The 19,213-nt window shown below is 73.6% G+C and carries 16 protein-coding genes; 13 read left to right on the top strand and 3 right to left on the bottom strand.

What is annotated here, in order from left to right:
- Positions 1-76: 76 nt before the first annotated feature.
- Positions 77-802, bottom strand: coding sequence for a ferritin-like domain-containing protein (locus ABZ215_RS21400; protein ID WP_354951028.1), 726 nt, complete (start codon positions 800-802; stop codon positions 77-79).
- A 103-nt stretch (positions 803-905) separates the two neighbouring features.
- Here ABZ215_RS21400 and ABZ215_RS21395 point away from each other — a divergent pair, with 103 nt between their 5' ends.
- The 9 genes from ABZ215_RS21395 (at position 906) to argG (ending at position 13,089) form a co-directional block, all read left to right on the top strand.
- Positions 906-1,352 carry an SRPBCC family protein gene (locus tag ABZ215_RS21395; protein ID WP_354951026.1) on the top strand — a complete coding sequence of 149 codons (447 nt, stop codon included), beginning with the start codon at positions 906-908 and terminating at the stop codon, positions 1,350-1,352.
- Positions 1,353-1,610: 258 nt separating this feature from the next.
- The gene (locus ABZ215_RS21390; RefSeq protein ID WP_354951024.1) at positions 1,611-3,293 is read left to right on the top strand and encodes a hypothetical protein; all 1,683 of its coding nucleotides are present in this window, start codon (positions 1,611-1,613) and stop codon (positions 3,291-3,293) included.
- Between the two features lie 104 nt (positions 3,294-3,397).
- Positions 3,398-4,015, top strand: coding sequence for an antibiotic biosynthesis monooxygenase (locus ABZ215_RS21385; protein ID WP_354951022.1), 618 nt, complete (start codon positions 3,398-3,400; stop codon positions 4,013-4,015).
- A 371-nt stretch (positions 4,016-4,386) separates the two neighbouring features.
- Positions 4,387-5,658, top strand: coding sequence for an SWIM zinc finger family protein (locus tag ABZ215_RS21380; protein ID WP_354951020.1), 1,272 nt, complete (start codon positions 4,387-4,389; stop codon positions 5,656-5,658).
- Positions 5,655-7,064 carry a DUF5691 domain-containing protein gene (locus ABZ215_RS21375; RefSeq protein WP_354951018.1) on the top strand — a complete coding sequence of 470 codons (1,410 nt, stop codon included), beginning with the start codon at positions 5,655-5,657 and terminating at the stop codon, positions 7,062-7,064. The genes ABZ215_RS21380 and ABZ215_RS21375 overlap by 4 nt, the downstream gene beginning before the upstream one ends.
- Positions 7,061-8,140 (top strand): AAA family ATPase, encoded by a 1,080-nt coding sequence (locus ABZ215_RS21370; RefSeq protein ID WP_027930041.1) that lies wholly within the window; start codon positions 7,061-7,063, stop codon positions 8,138-8,140. The genes ABZ215_RS21375 and ABZ215_RS21370 overlap by 4 nt, the downstream gene beginning before the upstream one ends.
- Positions 8,137-10,323 (top strand): DUF5682 family protein, encoded by a 2,187-nt coding sequence (locus ABZ215_RS21365; RefSeq protein ID WP_354951016.1) that lies wholly within the window; start codon positions 8,137-8,139, stop codon positions 10,321-10,323. The genes ABZ215_RS21370 and ABZ215_RS21365 overlap by 4 nt, the downstream gene beginning before the upstream one ends.
- Positions 10,320-11,471: a VWA domain-containing protein gene (locus ABZ215_RS21360; RefSeq protein WP_020419813.1), complete on the top strand. Its 1,152-nt coding sequence runs from the start codon at positions 10,320-10,322 to the stop codon at positions 11,469-11,471. The genes ABZ215_RS21365 and ABZ215_RS21360 overlap by 4 nt, the downstream gene beginning before the upstream one ends.
- A 160-nt stretch (positions 11,472-11,631) precedes the next feature.
- Positions 11,632-13,089 (top strand): argininosuccinate synthase, encoded by a 1,458-nt coding sequence (argG, locus tag ABZ215_RS21355; RefSeq protein ID WP_020419814.1) that lies wholly within the window; start codon positions 11,632-11,634, stop codon positions 13,087-13,089.
- A 57-nt stretch (positions 13,090-13,146) separates the two neighbouring features.
- On the opposite strand, the gene ABZ215_RS21350 is transcribed toward argG, so the two are convergent.
- Positions 13,147-13,848, bottom strand: a complete 702-nt coding sequence (locus ABZ215_RS21350) for an alpha/beta hydrolase (protein ID WP_354951013.1) — start codon at positions 13,846-13,848, stop codon at positions 13,147-13,149.
- Positions 13,849-13,971: 123 nt separating this feature from the next.
- On the opposite strand from ABZ215_RS21350, the gene ABZ215_RS21345 reads away from it, so the two are divergent.
- Positions 13,972-14,547 (top strand): TetR/AcrR family transcriptional regulator, encoded by a 576-nt coding sequence (locus ABZ215_RS21345; protein WP_020419816.1) that lies wholly within the window; start codon positions 13,972-13,974, stop codon positions 14,545-14,547.
- Entirely contained in the window at positions 14,544-16,139 is a 1,596-nt protein-coding gene (locus ABZ215_RS21340; protein WP_354951011.1) for an MDR family MFS transporter, read from the top strand. Before ABZ215_RS21345 ends, ABZ215_RS21340 begins: the two co-directional genes overlap by 4 nt.
- Before the next feature lie 369 nt (positions 16,140-16,508).
- Here the strand turns inward: ABZ215_RS21340 and ABZ215_RS21335 are convergent, their stop codons facing one another.
- Positions 16,509-16,871, bottom strand: a complete 363-nt coding sequence (locus ABZ215_RS21335) for a hypothetical protein (protein WP_354951009.1) — start codon at positions 16,869-16,871, stop codon at positions 16,509-16,511.
- On the opposite strand from ABZ215_RS21335, the gene ABZ215_RS21330 reads away from it, so the two are divergent.
- Entirely contained in the window at positions 16,864-17,496 is a 633-nt protein-coding gene (locus ABZ215_RS21330; RefSeq protein WP_237334705.1) for a hypothetical protein, read from the top strand. The two genes, ABZ215_RS21335 and ABZ215_RS21330, sit on opposite strands and share 8 nt — an antisense overlap.
- Positions 17,497-17,536: 40 nt before the next feature.
- Positions 17,537-19,132, top strand: coding sequence for a helix-turn-helix transcriptional regulator (locus ABZ215_RS21325; RefSeq protein WP_354951007.1), 1,596 nt, complete (start codon positions 17,537-17,539; stop codon positions 19,130-19,132).
- Positions 19,133-19,213: the final 81 nt, after the last annotated feature.

Below are 19,213 nucleotides of genomic sequence, written 5' to 3'. Positions count from 1 at the left end.
CCCGCCTCCTGCTCGATGCCGCCGGCAGGCGGTCTCCGGTTCGGTGATTTCGGCGCCGTGCACCCCATCGCCGGCCTCAGGTCCGGGCGTGCTCCGCTCGCAGCGTGGTCAGGAACCGGCTGAACAGGCGGACCTGTTCGGCCACGAAGTCCCGCCGACCGACACCGAGCACGCGCAACGCGGCCCCGTGATCCCAGGCGACCACCGCCGCGGTGGTGGCGTGCAGCAGCTGCCACGCGGTTCGCATCAGCCACCACGCCGGGCGCGGCATCGACCCGCGCAGGCGGTCCCGGTGGAAGGGCACGTGCCGCTGCTCGTCATCCAGGATGCGGGCCGCCACGTCGCGCGTCAGGGCGTCACGGGAACCGTCGCGCAGGATGCGGTAGTAGCTGAGCGCCACGGTCTCCGCGATCAGCAGCACCGCAAGCTCCAGCCGCAGCCCCAGCCCGCGCCGGAGTGCGACGAACGCCTTGTCGGTCCAGTGGCTCGTGATCGCCGGCACCCCGGCGGCCTCGAGCAGGCGGGCGAGCAGCCGCGCGTGGTTCTGCTCCTCGGCGACGAACAACCGCACCGCCGCGGCGTAGGCACGATCGCCGGTCCGCTCGGCGGCGCGGTTGAGCCGCACGCCGTCGCCGGATTCGCCGACCTGGAACCGCTGCAGGCTGCGCACCACCGCCGGGTCGAGCCGGGCGGCCCGGGCCCAGTCCGGATCACCGCGGTCCTGCCTGGCCCGCGCGGCCTCCTGGAACTCCCGCAGCCAACCGCCGGCATCCCGCACCAGAACCCCTTCGCGTCCGGTCACTCCTTGACAGGACGGTTGAGCGCGGGCGAGGTTGCCGGACCGAGCTCCTTCCGGGCGTCGCACGACCGGCCTACCCTCGACGCACCACGAGAGGAGTCGCGTCATGTCCGGGAAGACCACCGCCACAGTGGACATCGCACGCAGCCCGCAGGAGGTGTTCGGCTTCCTCGCCGACGCCGCCCACCTGCCCGACTGGCAGCCCGACGTCCGCACCGCCGCCTTCGATGGCCCGGTCCCGGTCACCGTCGGCACCCGCGGGCACGAGGTCCGCCACGTCATGGGCGCCGACCGGACCATCACGTGGGAGGTGACGGCCTACGACCCGGGCCGGCGCTACGGCGTCCGCGGCGTGGACGGGCCGGTCCGGGCGCAGGTGGACGTCACGTTCACCCCGGAGGGCGAGGGCACCCACGTCGAGTACGGCATCGGTTTCGAGGGGCACGGCGTGGGCAGGTTCATCGCTCCCCTGGCGCGCCGCAACGCGCGCAAGGAAGTGCCCGCCACGCTCGGCCTGCTGAAGCAGCACCTCGAAGCGCAGCCTCAGGTCTGAGCGGGCAACGCACCGCCGCAGTGCGGGCAGCACGCCGCCGACGAGCCCCGTGCCCGGCCCGCCTGATCGCGCTCACCAGCGCCTCCGCCAGCCGCAGGGCGCCCGCGGCCAGTCGCAGGCCGGTCAGGTTGCCGTGTCCGTCCACTTCGGCCTCGACGTTCCCTCGGGCGGCGGTGATCCACCGGCGGCTGAGTTCGGCCAGCAGCTGATTCCGGAAAACGGCCACGCGCGTGGCGTCCCTTGCGTACAGTCCTCAAGATGCGCGTTTTGCTGGGGGTGGCCCTGCTGGCCATGACGCTGCTGACGGCCTGCGAGGACCACGATCCTGGGCCGAAGGAGCAGACCGCGCCCGCACCGGCGCGTGTGGACGAGCCCACCGCGCTGCAGTTCGCGCCGCGGGTGTGGCTGGCCGGCGACGAGCGGTTCACCCCGATGGACGCGACCGCCTACATCCGGCAGTCGGTGCTGCGGTACGAGCACGACGACTGCGCCGACCCCGAGCCGGTGGCCGATCCGGTCGATCCCGGCAAGCTTCGCGGCACTGTCTACAAGCACCACAAGGACGCCGACCCCGCCGTGCCGTCCCCGGACAAGCCGCTGTTCCCCTGTGCCCGCCACTCGGGCGACGAGGTCTCGCCGAACTCCGACGGCGGGTTCTACCTGGATGCGCACGACGACGTCCAGCCCGACGACGCTCCCCCGCCGATGTACTGGGAGCACCACCGCGCCGACGACGAGCGCTCCGCGTACGTGTACTGGTTCTTCTACGGCCGCAACGAACTCCGCCCGGCCGGCACCCCCGTGGGCAACACGCACGAGGGCGACTGGGAGCGGGTCGCCGTCCAGCTGCGGAACGGCGAACCGGTCGCGGTGACCTTCTTCGGCCACGGCGCCGAGCCGTGTTCCGTGCCGTGGGCGGACCTGGACCACGACGACGGCCACCCGGTCGTGTACTCGGCCAAGGGGTCGCACGCGTCGTACCCGTCGAAGGGCTGGCACGTCTCCGGCGCCACCTTCGACTGGACCTCGCAGGGAAACCTGTGGCGCACGCAGCCACGCGCGCTCGACGGCGAGCCGTGGTACGGCTACCGCGGCGCGTGGGGCGCGCAGTCGCTCGTGCCCGGCTTCTCCGGCCCGGCCGGTCCCTACCCGGGGCGGCAACTCGCCGACGTGTTCACCGACCGCCGCTGCGCCATGCCCGCCCGGCTGCCGGACGGTTTCGCCGGGACGTGGGAGACCCGCGACCCGGTCGAGCAGTCCCCGGCGGCCCGCCCGTACCACATGCGGGTGGTCCTCGGCGGCGACAGCAACCCGGTCGAGTACCGCACGACCTGGACCGGCCCCGATCCGGACCTGGCGTGCCGCGGCATCCTCCGGCTGGTCGACGCGACCACGCAGTGGCTGGAGCTGCGCGAGACGATCCTGGACAAGGACGCGGGCAACTGCGTCACCGAGGGCACGGTGACGCTCCACCGGGACGGCGAGTCGCTGAAGATGACCTACTCCGGCGGCAGTGTGACGGGATCCGCCACGCTGTACCGCAAGCAGGACGGCCCGCCACCGTCCACGTCGTCGGCACCGCCGACGTCGTCGGGCCCGTCGGCGTCCGAGGGCATCCGGCGTTACGAGGAGTTCCTGCACGCGGTGGGCCGCGAGGACCTCGCGGTGGTCTGCGAGATCGCGGGCCCGGCCGCGAAGAAGGCCGAGGACCAGGGCTTCGGGCCGTGCGAGCAGACCATGCCGATCACCTTCCAGATGATCTCGCCGGCCCAGAAGCGGGCCCTGCGCACCGCGACGGTCGACCGGGCCGGAGTCATTGAAACCGCCGGGCGGATCGAGATCCCGGCGCGCGCGGTGCGTGCGGACACCCCGTTCACGGAGAGCGACCTGGGCGACGCGGTCCTCGAATACCGCGGCGGCCAGTGGTACGTCGTCGACTAGGGCGGCGCCGGCCGCGGTTGCGCCCGCTCGCCCCGCGGCGCAAGGTGGAGGGCTACCGGCGGCGCCGCCGGGACGCCGCCTCGACCGGAGAGGGGGTGGAAGGCGTGTTCGCGCGTTCCACCACGGTGCAAGCTCACCAGGACACGATCGAAGCCGGGATCGCCCACCTGCGCGACGAGGTCATGCCGGAGCTGATGGAGATGCCCGGCTGCGTCGGACTGTCGATGCTCGTCGACCGCGACTCCGGACGCTGCATCGCCACCAGCTCGTGGGAGTCGATGGAGGCGATGCGGGACAGCGCGGACCGGGTGCGCCCGCTGCGCGACCACGCGGCGGAGGTGATGGGCGGCAACCGCGCCCAGGTCGACGAGTGGGAGATCGCGGTGCTGCACCGCACGCGGCCCGCGCCCGAGGGCGCCTGCTGCCGCGTCACCTGGACCCGGTTCGACCAGCTCGACCGCGCCATCGACACCTACCGCATGGGCCTGCTGCCCGAGCTGGAACGCCTCGACGGGTTCTGCAGCGCCAGCCTGATGATCGACCGCGAGGCGGGCATCGCGGTGTCCTCGGTGACCTACGACAACCACGCGAACATGGCGAGCACCCGCAACCGCGCCGACGCCCTCCGCTCGCGCGGCGCGGAGGAGGCCGGGGTGGAGATCCTCGAGGTGGCCGAGTTCGAGCTGGCACTGGCGCACCTGCGGGTCCCCGAAATGGCCTGACCGAACGACCGGGCCAGGGCGGACCGGGCCGGACCACCGAGCGGGGCGGGCCATCGAGCCTGCCCCGCCGATCGGGCCGGGACAGGAACCAAGCCGGACCACGCCACCGGGCCGAGGTGGGCCACCGGAATCCGACGAGGCACCAGCTTCACCGCAAGCCGGCCGCCGCCGGGGCACGCGGCGGCGGCCCCTGGTCGTCCAGCCGGAACCAGCGGTGGCCCCGTACCGGGGCCATGGCCGCCGCGCCGGGCGAGCACCGCCGGACGCGGCTGCCGGCCACTGCCTCCCGCCGGGGCGGCTCCACATCCGGCCGGCGAACCGGCCCGCCCGGGTGCCCGGCCGCCGCCGGGGGTGGCGGATAGGCTGGCCGCGTGGGATCGCGGTGGACGGTGGCTCGGGTGCTCGCGCTGGCCCCGGACGCCGGGTCCGCGCGGGCCGCCCGCGGGCTCGCCAACCCGCGCACCTGGTCCGACCTCGGCAGCACCAGCTCACTCGTCTGGGGCAAGTGCCAGGGCAGCGCCCGCACCCCCTACCAGGTCACCGTCGACCTCACCGAACCGTCCTTCCGCTGCACGTGCCCGAGCCGCAAGTTCCCCTGCAAGCACGGCCTGGCCCTGCTGCTCATGTGGGCCGCGGGCGACGGCTCCGTGTCCGAGGACGCCGGGCCCGCCGACTGGGTCACCCCCGCCACGCCCCGCCGGGAAGCCGCCAAACCGGACCCCGAGGCGCAGGCCAAGCGCCTGGCCGAGCGCGAGTCGCTCATGTCGGCCGGCCTCGACGACTTCGAGCTGTGGCTGCACGACCTCGTCCGCCAGGGCCTGGCGGCCGCCCGCCGCCAGCCGCCCGGGTTCTGGGACACCGCCGCGGCCCGGCTCGTCGACGCCCAGCTGCCCGGGCTCGCCGACCGGGTCCGCGCCGCCGGCGCCGACATCCACGCCCGCGCCGACTGGGCGCCACACCTGCTCGGCGAGCTCGGCCGCTGGTACCTCGCGGTCCGCGCGTGGCGGCGCCGCGCCGAGCTGGACGACGCCGCGATGGGCGACCTGCGCACGGTGCTGGGCTGGGCCCGCCGCCGCGACGAGATCGGCGACCGGGTCGCCGACCGGTGGTGGGTCGTCGGCCTGAGCCAGGAGGAGGACGAGCGCCTGCTGTCCCAGCGCACCTGGTTGCACGGCGAGCGCACCGGCGAAACCGTGGTGCTGCTGGACTTCGCCGCCGCCGGGCAGGCGCTGAAGGTCGCGCACGTGCTCGGGTCCGTTGTGGACGGTGAGGTGGCCCGCTACCCCGGCGGCCCGCCCCGCCGCGCGCTGCTCGCCGGTGACGAGCACAAGGTCACGCCCGGTTCCGGCCTCCCGCACGCCACCGACGTCCGCACCGCGCTCGGCCAGGCCGCCCGGTGGCTCGCCGGGAACCCGTGGCTGCGCCGCATCCCTCTAGCGCTGGCCGGGATGACCGTCGTCCCCGGCGACCCGCCGCTGCTCGTCGACCCCGGCGGCGCCGCCCTCACCCTGGCCGCGGGCACCGACGTGTGGCAGCTGCTCGCCCTCTCCGGCGGGCACCCGGTGCCGGTGTTCGGCGAGTGGATCGACGAGCGCCTGCACCCCCTGAGCGTGCAGGTCGGCGACCGGCTGGTGGCGCTGTGACCGCGTGGGAAGACCTGCTGGGCACGGCGCTGGTCGGCACCGGCCGCCGCCCCTTCGACCTCGCCGCCTCCGGCATCCCGGGCGCAAGCAGCGTCACCGCCGACTCGCCCGAGGCCGCGGTCCTGGCCGCGGCCGCCCTCGCCGCCGGGCACCGGCGCGCGGGCTGGACACCGCCGGTCTGGCGCGGCACCCCGCGACAACCGGCCGGCCCCGACGACCGTCCCGAATGCACCCCGGCCGCCGCCCAGCTGCTGGAACTGCTGCTCACCAAGGCCATCCGCCTCGAAGTCGGCACCGAGCTGCTCACCGGCGACTGGCTCACCGCCGCCCGCGACACCGGGCGGCGCCCGCCGTACCGGCTGCTGCCCGACCTGCTCCGCTTCGGCACGACCACCGCCACCGCCCGCCCTCTCGTCCGCGACGTCCTCGGCCCGCGCGGCGCCTGGCTGGCCGCGCACAACCCGGCGTGGAGCTGGGCCGCCACCGTCCCGCCCGCCGACGTGGCGGAGCGCTTCGCCACCGGCACCCGCGCCGAGCGGGTGGCGCTGCTGACCGACCTGCGCGCCACCGCGCCCGGCCGCGCGCGCGAACTGGTCGAGGAAACCTGGGCCGACGAGCCGGCCGCCACCCGCGCCGCGTTCCTCGACACCCTGCGCACCGGCCTGTCCGGCGACGACGAACCGCTGCTCGAACGCGCCCTCGACGACCGAGCCGCGACCGTCCGCGCCGCCGCCACTGCCCTGCTCGACCACCTGCCCGGCTCGGCCCGCGCCCAGCGCATGGCCGAGCGCGCCCGGCGGCTGCACCAGGGCCGCGGCGCCTTCGACCTGCCCGGCGAACCCGACGACGCGGCCCGCCGCGACGGCGTCACCGACCACCGCGAACCGGGTCTCGGCCGCGGCGCGTCCCGGCTGATCCAGATCCTCGCCGCCACCCCGCTGGCCGCCTGGGATCCGGACTGGATCCCCGAGGCCGGCCACGACGTCCTCCTCGGCTGGACGAAAGCCGCGCTGCGCCAGCGCGACCAGCAGTGGCTCACCGCGCTGGCCCGGCACCAGCCGGCCCCCGAGCTGATCGCCGCGCTCACTCCGGCGACCGCCGCGGAAATCCTCGGTGGCAGCCGGAAACTCGACGCCCGGTTCGGCGCGCTGCTCGCCGCCGCGCCCGGCCCGTGGCCCGCGGAGTTCTCCACCGAAATCGTCGCGCGGCTGCGCACCGCCAAGGCCGAGGCCGTGCTGCGGCTGGCCGCCCGCGCGATGGCCGAGCACCTGCACCCCGCCGCGCTCGCCGCCGTCGAGAACTGGCTGCTCGCCCTCGGCACCGACCACAAACCCACCGCGCGCACCCTGCGCGGCATCGCCCACGCGCTGACCATCCGAGCGACCATCCGGCAGGAGTTCACATGACCGACGTGCTGAGAGCACACGCCGAGCAGCAGCACGCCGACGAGCTGGCCGCCCTCGCGGCCGCCGACGACCGGCCCAAACCGCCCAACTGGAAGCTGTCGCCGTGGGCCGTCGCGACCTACGTGCTGGGCGGCGAGGCCCCGGACGGCACCCCGATCACGCCGAAGTACCTCGGCTCGCGTCGCCTCGTCGAGGTCGCGATCGCCACGCTCGCCACCGATCGCGCGCTGCTCCTGCTGGGCGTCCCCGGCACCGCGAAGACGTGGCTGTCCGAGCACCTCGCCGCGGCCATCTCCGGCGATTCCACCCAGCTCGTGCAGGGCACGTCCGGCACCGCCGAGGAGGCGATCCGCTACGGCTGGAACTACGCGCGCCTGCTCGCCGAGGGACCCTCGCCCAAGGCGCTGGTCGCCAGCCCGGTGCTGCGCGCGATGGAGACCGGCGGCATCGCGCGGATCGAGGAGCTGACCCGCATCCCGTCCGACGTCCAGGACGCGCTGATCACGATCCTCAGCGAGAAGACCCTGCCGATCCCGGAGCTGGACAGCGAGGTGCAGGCGCTCGCCGGGTTCAACGTGATCGCCACGGCCAACGACCGCGACCGCGGCGTGAACGACCTGTCCGCCGCGCTGAAACGCCGCTTCAACGTCGTGGTGCTGCCGCTGCCCGACGACGCCGAGTCCGAAGTGGAGATCGTCCGGCTGCGCGTAGAGCAGCTGGGCCGGTCGCTGCAGCTGCCGGCCGGCGCGGAGAACGTGGACGAGATCCGCCGCGTGGTGACCGTGTTCCGCGAGCTGCGCGACGGGGTCACCACCGACGGGCGGACGAAGATCAAGTCGCCGTCGGGGACGCTGTCCACCGCTGAGGCGATCTCGGTGATGACGAACGGGATCGCGCTCGCGACGCACTTCGGCGACGGCGTGGTGCGGGCCGACGACGTGGCGGCCGGCCTGCACGGCGCGGTGGTCAAGGACCCGGTGCAGGACCGGATCGTGTGGCAGGAGTACCTGGAGACCGTGGTGCGCGAGCGCAAGCCGTGGTCCGACCTCTACCGCGCGTGCCGGGAACTGGTGTGAGCGTTCACGTCCTCGGCATCCGGCACCACGGGCCCGGTTCGGCCCGCGCGGTCGCCGACGCCCTGGACCGGCTCGACCCCGAGGTCGTGCTGATCGAGGGGCCGCCGGAGCTGGACTCCGTCGCCCCGCTCGCCGCGGCCGCGGGCATGCGCCCGCCGGTCGCCGGGCTGGTCTACGCCGCCGACCGCCCGGCGACGGCCGCGTTCTACCCGATGGCGGTGTTCTCCCCGGAGTGGGTGGCGCTGCGATGGGCGCTGGAGCACGGCAGGCAGGTGAGGTTCCTCGACCTGCCCGCGAACGTCGCGCTCGTGCTGGAGGACGCCGAGGACCCGGACGCCGAGCCACCGATCGACCCCATCGCGACGCTGGCCGAAGCCGCCGGGTACGACGATCCGGAGCGCTGGTGGGAGGACGCGGTCGAACTGCGCTACCACGGTCTCGAGGTGTTCGACGCGCTGATCGACGCCATGCGCGCGCTGCGCGAAGGGCACGTGCCGGACCTGCGCACGCAGCGGCGGGAAGCGGCGATGCGGAAGGTGCTGCGGGCGGTCATCCGCGGCGGGGCAGGCACGATCGCGGTGGTGTGCGGCGCCTGGCACGCGCCGGTGCTGGTGCCCGCGGAGTTCCCGTCGCAGGCCGCGGACAACCGGCTGCTCAAGGGACTGCGCACGACGAAGGTCGCGGCGACCTGGGTGCCGTGGACGTCGTCGCGGCTGGCCAGGGCCAGCGGCTACGGCGCGGGAATCTCCTCCCCCGGCTGGTACCACCACCTGTTCACCACCGCGCACGACGAGGCGGTGGGCCGATGGATGGTGCGGGTGGCGCATCTGCTGCGCCGCGAGCAGCACGACGTGTCCCCGGCCGCGGTCATCGAGGCCGTCCGGCTCGCCGACGCGCTGGCCGTGCTGCGCAACCGCCCGCACCCCGGGTTGCCCGAGGTGCTGGAGGCCTGCCAGGCCGTCCTGTGTGGAGGGTCGGACATCCCGATGCGGCTGGTGGCCCGCAAGCTGCTGGTCGGCGACATCCTGGGCCGGGTGCCCGCCGAGACGCCGATGGTGCCGCTGGCCAAGGACCTGGAGGCGACCCGGAAACGGTTGCGGCTCAAGCAGAGCGCGGCCGAGCAGCAGCTGGACCTGGACCTGCGCACGCCGACGCACCTGGAGCGCAGCAAGCTGCTGCACCGGCTGCTGCTGCTCGGCGTGCGGTGGGGCGAGCCCGCGGAGACCGCGCGCACGCGGGGCACGTTCCGGGAGTCGTGGGTGCTGGAGTGGCGGCCGGACCTGGCGGTCGCGTTGATCGAGGCGAGCGGCTACGGCACGACCATCGAGTCCGCGGCGACGGCGGTGGTGGCGCAGCGGGCCGCCGAGGCCGACATCGCCGAGCTGAGCGTCCTGGTCGAGGACACGCTCACCGCGGACCTGCCGGAAGCGCTGGCCGGGGTGCTCGCGGCGCTCGACGAGCGGGCCGCGCGCCAGCACGACACCACGCGGTTGATGGCGGCGGTGGAGCCGATGGCGCGCGTGCGCCGCTACGGCAACGTGCGCCGCGCGGACACCGAGCTGGTGCAGCGGGTGCTGAGCGGAGTGGTCACGCGCATCGCCGTCGGGCTGCCCGCCGCGTGCGCGGGTCTCGACGAGGACGCCGGCCGTGAGGTGCAGCAGCTGGTGGACGGTGTGCAGCGGGGCATCGGGCTGCTCGACCAGCAGGAGCTGCGGGAGGTCTGGTACGGCGCGCTGCGGACGGTGGCCGACCGGCTCGGCGTGCCGGGGCTGATCGCCGGGCGCGCGGTGCGGCTGCTGCTGGACGCCGGGCTGCTGGACGTGGCCGACGCCGCGGGCAGGCTGTCCCGGCAGCTGTCCGTCGCCGCGGACGCGACCCAGGCCGCGGGCTGGCTGGAGGGGTTCCTGTCCGGCGAGGCGGCGCTGCTGGTGCACGAGCCGGAGCTGCTGGAGATCGTCGACCGGTGGGCGACCGGGGTCGGCGAGGAGGTGTTCGACCACCTGCTTCCGTTGCTGCGCCGGACGTTCGCCGAGTTCAGCGCGCCGGAGCGGCGGGAGATCGGGCTGCGGGTGCGGCGGATCGACCGCGGCGAGGGCGCGGCCGGGGCGCGCGCGGCGGACGAGGACCTGGACCACGAGCGGGCGGCGCTGGTGGTGCCGCGGATCCTGGAGCTGCTGGGATGAGTGAACGGCTGCGGCGGTGGCGGATGATGCTCGGCGGGCAGGACGCCGACGGCACCGGCGTGTCGCTGTCCGGTGCGGACGCCCGGCGGGACGCCACGCTGGAAGCGTTGTACGACAAGGAAAAGGACCGGCGCGGCGGGCTCGGCGGGTCGTCCCCGCGGGTGGCGCGGTGGCTGGGCGACATCCGCGGCTACTTCCCCAGCTCGGTGGTGCAGGTGATGCAGCGCGACGCGATGGAGCGGCTGGGGCTGCGCCAGTTGCTGCTGGAGCCGGAGATGCTGGAGTCCGTGCAGCCGGACGTGCACCTGGTGGGCACGCTGCTGTCGCTCAACCGGGCCATTCCGGAGCGGTCGCGGGACACGGCGCGCGCGGTGGTGCGGAAGGTGGTCGAGGACCTGGAGAAGCGCCTGGCGCAGCCGACGCGGCAGGCGGTGGGCGGGGCGCTGCACCGGGCCAACCGCACGAACCGGCCCCGGCACGGCGACATCGACTGGAACCGCACGATCCTGGCGAACCTGAAGCACTACCAGCCCGAGCAGCGGACCGTCGTTCCGGAGCGGCTGGTGGGTTTCGGTCGGCGGCTGCCGAGCGTGTCCAGGCAGATCGTGCTGTGCCTGGACCAGAGCGGGTCGATGGCCGCCTCGGTGGTGTATGCGAGCGTGTTCGGGGCGGTGCTGGCGTCGATCCGGTCGCTGCGGACGCAGGTGATCGCGTTCGACACCGCGGTGGCGGACCTGACCGAGTCGGTGTCCGACCCGGTGGAGCTGCTGTTCGGGGTCCAGCTGGGCGGCGGCACCGACATCAACGCGGCTCTGGCGTACTGCCAGAGCCGAATCGACGCCCCGCGCGACACCGTGCTGGTGCTGATCAGCGACCTTTTCGAGGGCGGTGACGAGGAGGAGATGCTGCAGCGCGCGCAGGCCCTGAAGGCGGACGGCGTGCAGGTGGTGTGCCTGCTCGCCCTGAGCGACGACGGAGCGCCCGCCTACGACCACGAGAACGCGGCCGCGCTGGCGGCCTTGGGGATTCCCGCGTTCGCCTGCACGCCGGACCGTTTCCCGGACCTCATGGCGGCGGCCGTCCAGCGGCAGGACGTGGCCACCTGGGCGGCAGCGAACGACATCCCCACCGCGGCGGCGGAGGACTGACAAGGGGATGCGGCCAGCGAGGTTCGGCGACAGCCGCGAGCCGGCGGCCAGCCGCGGCCGAGGCAACCTAGGAGGCCTCACCAACCCCGCACGGGCCGGAGCGGAGACGCCAGCCACACCCGATTGCATGATCATGCATCGCCATGCATATACTGTTCCCGTGTCCAAGGTGCTCACCTCTCTGCCTGTCGGTGAACGTGTCGGGATCGCCTTCTCCGGAGGCCTCGACACGTCGGTAGCGGTCGCGTGGATGCGCGAGAAGGGGGCGGTCCCCTGCGCCTACACCGCTGACATCGGGCAGTACGACGAGCCCGACATCGCCTCCGTGCCGGGCCGCGCCAAGACCTACGGCGCGGAGATCGCCCGGCTCGTCGACTGCCGCGAGGCGCTCGTCGAGGAAGGGCTGGCCGCCCTGGCCTGCGGCGCCTTCCACATCCGCTCCGGCGGCCGCGTCTACTTCAACACCACTCCGCTGGGCCGCGCGGTCACCGGCACGCTGCTGGTGCGCGCGATGCTGGAGGACGACGTCCAGATCTGGGGCGACGGCTCCACCTTCAAGGGCAACGACATCGAGCGCTTCTACCGGTACGGCCTGCTCGCCAACCCGGCCCTGCGCATCTACAAGCCGTGGCTGGACGCCGACTTCGTCACCGAACTGGGCGGCCGCACCGAGATGTCGGAGTGGCTGACCGCCCGGAACCTGCCCTACCGCGCCAGCACCGAGAAGGCCTACTCGACCGACGCGAACATCTGGGGCGCGACCCACGAGGCCAAGGCCCTGGAGCACCTCGACGCCGGCATCGAGCTGGTCGAGCCCATCATGGGCGTCCGGTTCTGGGACCCCGAGGTCGAGATCCCCGCCGAGGACGTCACCATCGCCTTCGAGCAGGGCCGCCCGGTGCGCATCAACGGCAAGGAGTTCGCCACCGCCGTCGACCTGGTGCTCGAGGCCAACGCGATCGGCGGGCGGCACGGGCTGGGCATGTCCGACCAGATCGAGAACCGGATCATCGAGGCCAAGAGCCGCGGCATCTACGAGGCCCCGGGCATGGCGCTGCTGCACGCCGCCTACGAGCGGCTGCTCAACGCGATCCACAACGAGGACACGATTGCCAGCTACCACAACGAAGGCCGCCGCCTCGGCCGCCTCATGTACGAGGGCCGCTGGCTCGACCCGCAGTCGCTCATGCTGCGCGAGTCGCTGCAGCGGTGGGTCGGCACGGCGGTCACCGGCGAGGTCACGCTGCGGCTGCGGCGCGGCGAGGACTACTCGATCCTCGACACCACCGGCCCGTCGTTCAGCTACCACCCGGACAAGCTGTCGATGGAGCGCACCGAGGACGCGGCGTTCGGCCCGGTCGACCGCATCGGCCAGCTCACCATGCGCAACCTCGACATCGCCGACTCGCGCTCACGCCTGGAGCAGTACGCCGGCCTCGGCCTGGTCGGCACCGGCGACGTCCAGCAGCCGAAGCTGGTGGGCGCCGCCCAGGCCGCCTCGACGGGCCTGATCGGCGCCATGACCGAGGGCGGTGCCGAGGTGATCGCCTCCCGCGGCGGCGCCGCGGAGGACGTCGAGCTGCTCGACCACGCCGCGCTGGAAGCCGGCAACGACTGACGCTCCTGAAACGACGGGGCCCGCGCACTCCGCGCGGGCCCCGTCTTCCGTTTCACGTCAGGCGGACTTCGCCGCTTCGAGGATCAGGTCCGCGACCGCCGCCGGCTCGGAGACCGCCACCGCGTGCGAGGCGCCGTCGAGTTCGACGACCTTCCGCGCGCCCGCCCGCTCGGCCATGAACCGCTGCGCCGCCGCCGGGATGTTCTTGTCCGCCAGCGGGATCAGGAACCACGACGGGATGTCGCGCCACGCCGTGTTCGTCGCCTCCTGCGACAGGGCCACGTCACGCACCGGGCGCTGCGTCGCCGCCATCAGCGCGGCCTCGTCCGCCGGCACGTCGGCCGCGAACTGGCCGTGGAACTCGTCCGGTCCGATCGACAGGTCGTTGCTGCCGTCGCCGAGCGGGACCGAGTCGAGCGTCCCGCCGAGCGTGCTGCCGGGGTACTTGCCGGACAGCCCGAGCGCCGACTCCCCCGCCTCCGGCGCGAACGCCGCGACGTAGACCAGGGCCTTGACCTGCGGGTTCCCCGCCGCGGCCTCCGTGGCGACCATCCCGCCGTACGAGTGGCCGGCCAGGACCACCGGGCCGTCGATCCCGGACAGCACCCGCCGCAGGTACTCGGCGTCACCCGCCAGGCTGCGCAGCGGGTTCGCCACCGCCACGACCCGGCGCCCCTGCTCCCGCAGCCGGGCGATGACCCCGTTCCAGCTGGCCGACTCGGCGAACGCGCCGTGCACCAGGACCACCGTCTCAGTCATGTCCGTCCCTCCAGTTGTGTCCAATTGAGTTGTGCACAACCGAACATAACAGAACCGGGTGGCGAACGACAGGGCTGGCGTGGAAGAATGCACTTTGAGATGAATAGTGCAATTACTCGGCGGATGGCCGCCACCGCAGCCCTGGTCACGACGGTGGCGCGACAGCTCACCGCCGAGCGGGGGCTGACCGGCTTCACCGTCGAGGAGGTGTGCGAGCGGGCCGGCATCTCACGCCGCACCTTCTTCAACTACTTCGCCACCAAGGACGACGCCGTCCTCGGCCGGTCCGCGCACCGGGACGATCACGACCTGGTCGAGGAGTTCCTGGCCGGAGGCGGCGACCTGCTCGGCGACCTGGTGCGGCTCACCGCGGGACGGTGGGTGCGCGCCGACATGACGGTCGAGAAGTGCCGCGAGGTCCAGGCCGCCGTCGAGCGGGAACCCCGCCTGCTCGCCAAGTTCTTCGAGTACCTGCTGCGCGACGAACAGTCCGATGTGGAGCTGGTCGAGCGCCGCGAGGGACTGCCCGCGGGCGACCTGCGGGCCGCCGCCGCGGTGCAGATCGTCGGCGCCCTCGCCGGCGCCTCGGTGCGCGAGTTCCTCCGCGAGGGCAACACGACCAGCTTCGGCGACCTCCTCACGCGCCGGCTCGCCGCCGCGCGCACCCTCCTGTCCCCCGACACCGAACGGACGCCATGACGACCACCGCGCCCGCCCCGCTGCTGCTGACCCAGCGGCGGATCTGGATCATCTTCAGCGCCCTCATCGCGGGCATGCTGCTGTCCAGCCTCGACCAGACGATCGTGGCGACCGCGATGCCGACCATCGTCGGCGACCTCGGCGGCGTCGAGCACCAGGTGTGGATCACGACCGCCTACCTGCTCGCGACCACGATCGTCATGCCGATCTACGGCAAGTTCGGCGACGTCCTCGGCCGCCGGCGGCTGTTCCTCGTCGCGATCGCGTTGTTCACCCTCGCCTCCGTGGGGTGCGCGTTCGCCACCGACTTCTGGGTGTTCGTGGTGTTCCGCGCGCTGCAGGGCTTCGGCGGCGGCGGGCTGATGATCCTGTCCCAGGCGATCATCGCGGACATCGTGCCCGCCAACGAGCGCGGCAAGTACCTGGGCCCGCTCGGCGGCGTGTTCGGGCTGTCGGCCGTCGGCGGCCCGCTGCTCGGCGGGTTTTTCGTCGACCACCTCACGTGGCAGTGGGCGTTCTACATCAACATCCCGGTCGGTGTCGCGGCGTTCGTCATCGCGCTGGTCGCGCTGACGCTGCCGAGCAAGAAGGCGACCCAGCCCATCGACCTGGCCGGCGTGGTGTCCCTGTCGCTGGCCACCACCTGCCTGATCTTCTTCACCGACTTCGGGGGCGACAAGGACCATGGCTGGGCCGCGATGGAGACCTGGGCGTGGGGCCTGGGCCTGCTCGTGTCGGCGGTGGCCTTCGTCGTGGCCGAGAAGCGCGCCGCGGACCCGATCATCCCGCTGAGCCTGTTCCGCAACGGGATCTTCGTCAACGCCACCGCGATCGGGCTCGCGCTGGGCCTCGGCATGTTCGCCGCGATCGGGTTCGTGCCCACGTTCCTGCAGATGTCCTCGGGCACCTCGGCGGCCGCGTCCGGCCTGTTGCTCCTGCCGATGATGGTCGGCCTGATCGGCACCTCGATCGCGTCCGGGTCGGCGATCACGAAGACCGGGCGGTACCGGATCCACCCGATCCTCGGCACGGTGGTCACCGCCGTGGCGATGGTCCTGATGACCACGCTCGCCGCGGACACGCCGATCTGGCTGATCTGCGTGTACCTGTTCGTGTTCGGCGCCGGGCTCGGGCTGATCATGCAGGTCGTCGTGCTGGTGGTGCAGAACGCGGTGCCCGCGGCGATGATCGGCACCGCGACGAGCACGAACAACTACTTCCGCGAGGTCGGCGCGGCGCTCGGCACGGCGGTGTTCGGCACGATCTTCACCACGCGGCTGACGGAGAACCTCAACGGCGTCTTCACCGCGGCCGGCGCGTCAGCGGCGGACGCTTCGGCCGCCACCGCGACCCTCGACCCGGCCGTGCTGAACCAGCTGCCGGCACCGGTGCGCGACGGCGTGGTGACCGCCTACGCCGACGCACTCGCCCCGGTGTTCTGGTACCTGCTGCCGTTCATCGGGATCGCGTTCGCGTTGTCGCTGGTGCTGAAGCAGATCCCGCTCTCCGACGTGGCCGGGCTGGTCGCCCGCGGCGAAGCCATCGGCGGCGAGGAGGCCGAACGCCTGGAGGCCGAGCAGCGCCGCACCTGACCCCCTCACGAGCGGCCGTCGAACACCGCACACAGACGGCGCTGGACTCGCCGAGGGCTGGCGCGAGGCGGCAATCGCGGGCTGTTCCGGGCTTCCGGGATGACCTTCGCGCCCGCGCGCGCCTCCCGGGTCGCGACCCGGTAAACGCTGTCGGAGAAGTCGAAGGCGGTCGGGACACCGCTGACCCGATCCCGCCGGTGGACTTCGCGGGGTGGCTGTCCGAGGTGTACTGGGCCGCCTGCTCATGGACAGGAGGATCTCGTCGTGCGCGAGGTCTTCACGTGGCCCCGTGTTCACCGCGCTGCGAGGGAGGACGTGGCGCAGCGGACACTTTCCCGTGATGGTGATGTGATCTTCCCGTTATCTGTGCTAGCTTTCCGAACCGTTCGGCTGGGGGACCAACCGGAACACGGAAAGATCGCACATGAAACGCACGTTGCCGGCGGTGCTGCTCGCCGCTCCCCTGGTCCTGCTCAGCGCCACCGCCTGCGAGCCCGGGAGTTCCTGGGCCGCGCAGGCCTCGCGCAGTAGCCAGGCCGCCTCGTCGAGCGCGAGCCCCGCGCCCAGTCCGACGGGCGCCGCGGCGAGCAGCACGACCAGCGCCCCGTCCAGCACACCCAGCACACCCAGTTCGTCCAGCGAGTCCAGCAGCACGACGCCCCGGAGCACGTCCGCCACCTCCGCCGCGAGCACCCCGGCGCCGGAGGAGACCTGCACCGACCCGGTGTTCACCACCAGCGACCCCGACGGCGGCTGGTCGAATGGCGGCTACTACGTGCACAACAACATGTGGAACCAGGACGAGGCGGGCCCGGAGACCCTGTACGCCTGCTCCTACGACAACTGGTACGTCGACTCCACCCAGCCCGACACCACGTCGGTGAAGACCTACCCGAACGTCCACAAGGACATCAACAACCTCGACGGCGCCCCGCTGTCGGACTACTCCACCATCACCTCCACGTTCGCCGGCCGCGGTCCCGCCACCGGGATCTACAACGTCGCCTACGACATCTGGCTCAACGGCGTCGGCCAGCAGCCCGGGGTCACCGAACTGATGGTGTGGACGGAGAACCACAACCAGGTGCCCTCCGGGGAGAAGGTCGCGACCTACACCGCGGGCGGCGTGACCTACGACGTCTGGTACGACGGCGACGACTACCTCGCCTTCGTCGCGCAGTCCACCCAGTACTCCGGCGCCATCGACATCAAGGCGATGATCGACTGGTCGGTCGGCCGCGGCTACATCCCGCCGAACCCGACCGTCAACCAGATCGGCTACGGCATCGAGTTCTGCTCCACCGGCGGCGTGCCTGCCCGCTTCACCGTCACCGACTTCTCCGTGACGATGAACTGATTCCGCTCTACGGTGGTCCCACCAACGCGGGGAGCACCGGATGAGTGCGGCAACCACGGACGCGCTGGCCGCGGGCCGGCTGGCGCTGGAACGCGCGGCGTGGGCCGAGGCGCACGCGCACTTCGCCACGGCGTCGGCGGCGGACACGCCCGAGGCCTGGGACGGTCTGAGCCGCGCGGCCTGGTGGCTGGGCGACGAGGCGGGCACGATCGCCGCCCGCGAACGCGCCTACCGCGGCTACCGGGCCCGCGGCGACGACCGCGCGGCGGCGCGGATGGCGATGTGGCTGGCCTCGGACCACCTCGACTTCCGCGGTGACGACGCGCTCGCCGCGGCGTGGATCCGGCGCGGCCGCGCACTGGTCACCGGCGCCTGTCCCGAGCTGGGTTTCCTGGTCGTGCTCGAGGCGGACATGGCGCTGCTGGCGCACTTCGACCCAGTGACCGGCGAGCGGCTCGCGCGGGAGGCGCTGCACCTGGCCCGGAGCATCGCCGACACCGGCGTGGAGGTCGTCGCGCTCGCGGTGCTCGGGTGCGCGCTCGTCGCGTCCGGATCGATCGCCGAGGGACTCGGCTTCCTCGACGAGTCCGCGGCGCTGGCCGTCGGCGAGGACTTCGCCGAGGCCGTCGCCCCCGGCTGGGCGCTGTGCCACACGGTGTCGGCGTGCGCGGACGTCGGCGACTTCGCCCGCGCGGAGCAGTGGTGCCGGGCCCTGCACACCTGGTCGTCGGCGTGGCACGGCAGGCACTTCTTCGGCGCCTGCCGCACCGCCTACGGCGAGGTCCTCGCGACCGGCGGCGACTGGCGGTCGGCCGAGCAGGAACTCCTCGACGCGATGGCCGACCTGAGCACCACGCGGCCCGCGCTGGCCGGCCCGACCGCCGTCCGGCTGGGCCGCCTGCGGGTGCGGCAGGGCGACCTCACCGAGGCGCGGGCGCTGTTCGAGACCGCGTTGCCGCTGCCGCAGGCCATCGTCGCGCTCGGCGAACTGGACCTGGCCGCCGGCGACCCGACCGCGGCCGCCGACGCCGCCGACCGCGTGCTGCGGCGGCTCGACGAGGCCGGTGTCCTGGACCGCCTGCCCGCGCTCGAACTCCTCGCCCGCGCACTGGCGGCCGCGGGCGACCACGAGGGCGCCGCGGCGGCGGCCGGGCGGCTGGAACAGCAGATCGAGCCGCTCGCCACGCCGTACATGCGCGGGCGGGGACGGCTCGTCCGCGCGCAGGTGCTCGTCGCGGGCGGCGAGCACGATCCCGCGCGGCGCGCCGCCGAGGACGCCCTCGACCTGTTCACCGCGTGCTCGGCCCCCTTCGAGGCGGCGCAGGCCCGGCTCGTCCTGGCCGAGGCCCTCGGCGCGCTCGGCCGTGCCGGGCAGGCGGCCGCGGCGGCGAAGGCGGCACGGGACGCGCTCGCGCTCCTCGGTTCCCGGGCCGGCCGCGCGAGCGGCGACCTCAGTCCGCGCGAGACCGACATCCTGCGCCTGGTCGCGCAGGGCCTGAACGACGCCGCGATCGCGCGGCGGCTGTTCCTCAGCGCCCACACCGTGCACCGGCACATCGCCAACATCCGCACGAAACTCGGCGTGCCCTCCCGCGCGGCGGCGGTGGCGGCCGCGACCCGCGACGGACTGCTCTGAGCACTGGCCCGTTCCGGCCATTCGCCGGCATGGCCGGTCCGGGCGAAGCCGCGCGGGCACCGCCGCGCCGATGCTGGGGCC

Origin of the sequence: Amycolatopsis sp. NPDC006131 (genome assembly GCF_040614175.1) — a bacterium.
In the GTDB taxonomy this organism is placed as follows: Bacteria; Actinomycetota; Actinomycetes; order Mycobacteriales; family Pseudonocardiaceae; genus Amycolatopsis_E; species Amycolatopsis_E tucumanensis.
Note: the sequence above shows the minus strand (reverse complement) of the source record. Positions and strands in the feature narration are given on the sequence as shown.

Coding starts and splice junctions, on each gene's coding strand:
- ABZ215_RS21350 (WP_354951013.1), bottom strand. CDS start 13,848: ATGACTGAGACGGTGGTCCTGGTGCACGGCGCGTTCGCCGAGTCGGCC.
- ABZ215_RS21340 (WP_354951011.1), top strand. CDS start 14,544: ATGACGACCACCGCGCCCGCCCCGCTGCTGCTGACCCAGCGGCGGATC.
- ABZ215_RS21360 (WP_020419813.1), top strand. CDS start 10,320: ATGAGTGAACGGCTGCGGCGGTGGCGGATGATGCTCGGCGGGCAGGAC.
- ABZ215_RS21325 (WP_354951007.1), top strand. CDS start 17,537: ATGAGTGCGGCAACCACGGACGCGCTGGCCGCGGGCCGGCTGGCGCTG.
- ABZ215_RS21395 (WP_354951026.1), top strand. CDS start 906: ATGTCCGGGAAGACCACCGCCACAGTGGACATCGCACGCAGCCCGCAG.
- ABZ215_RS21370 (WP_027930041.1), top strand. CDS start 7,061: ATGACCGACGTGCTGAGAGCACACGCCGAGCAGCAGCACGCCGACGAG.
- ABZ215_RS21390 (WP_354951024.1), top strand. CDS start 1,611: ATGCGCGTTTTGCTGGGGGTGGCCCTGCTGGCCATGACGCTGCTGACG.
- ABZ215_RS21345 (WP_020419816.1), top strand. CDS start 13,972: ATGGCCGCCACCGCAGCCCTGGTCACGACGGTGGCGCGACAGCTCACC.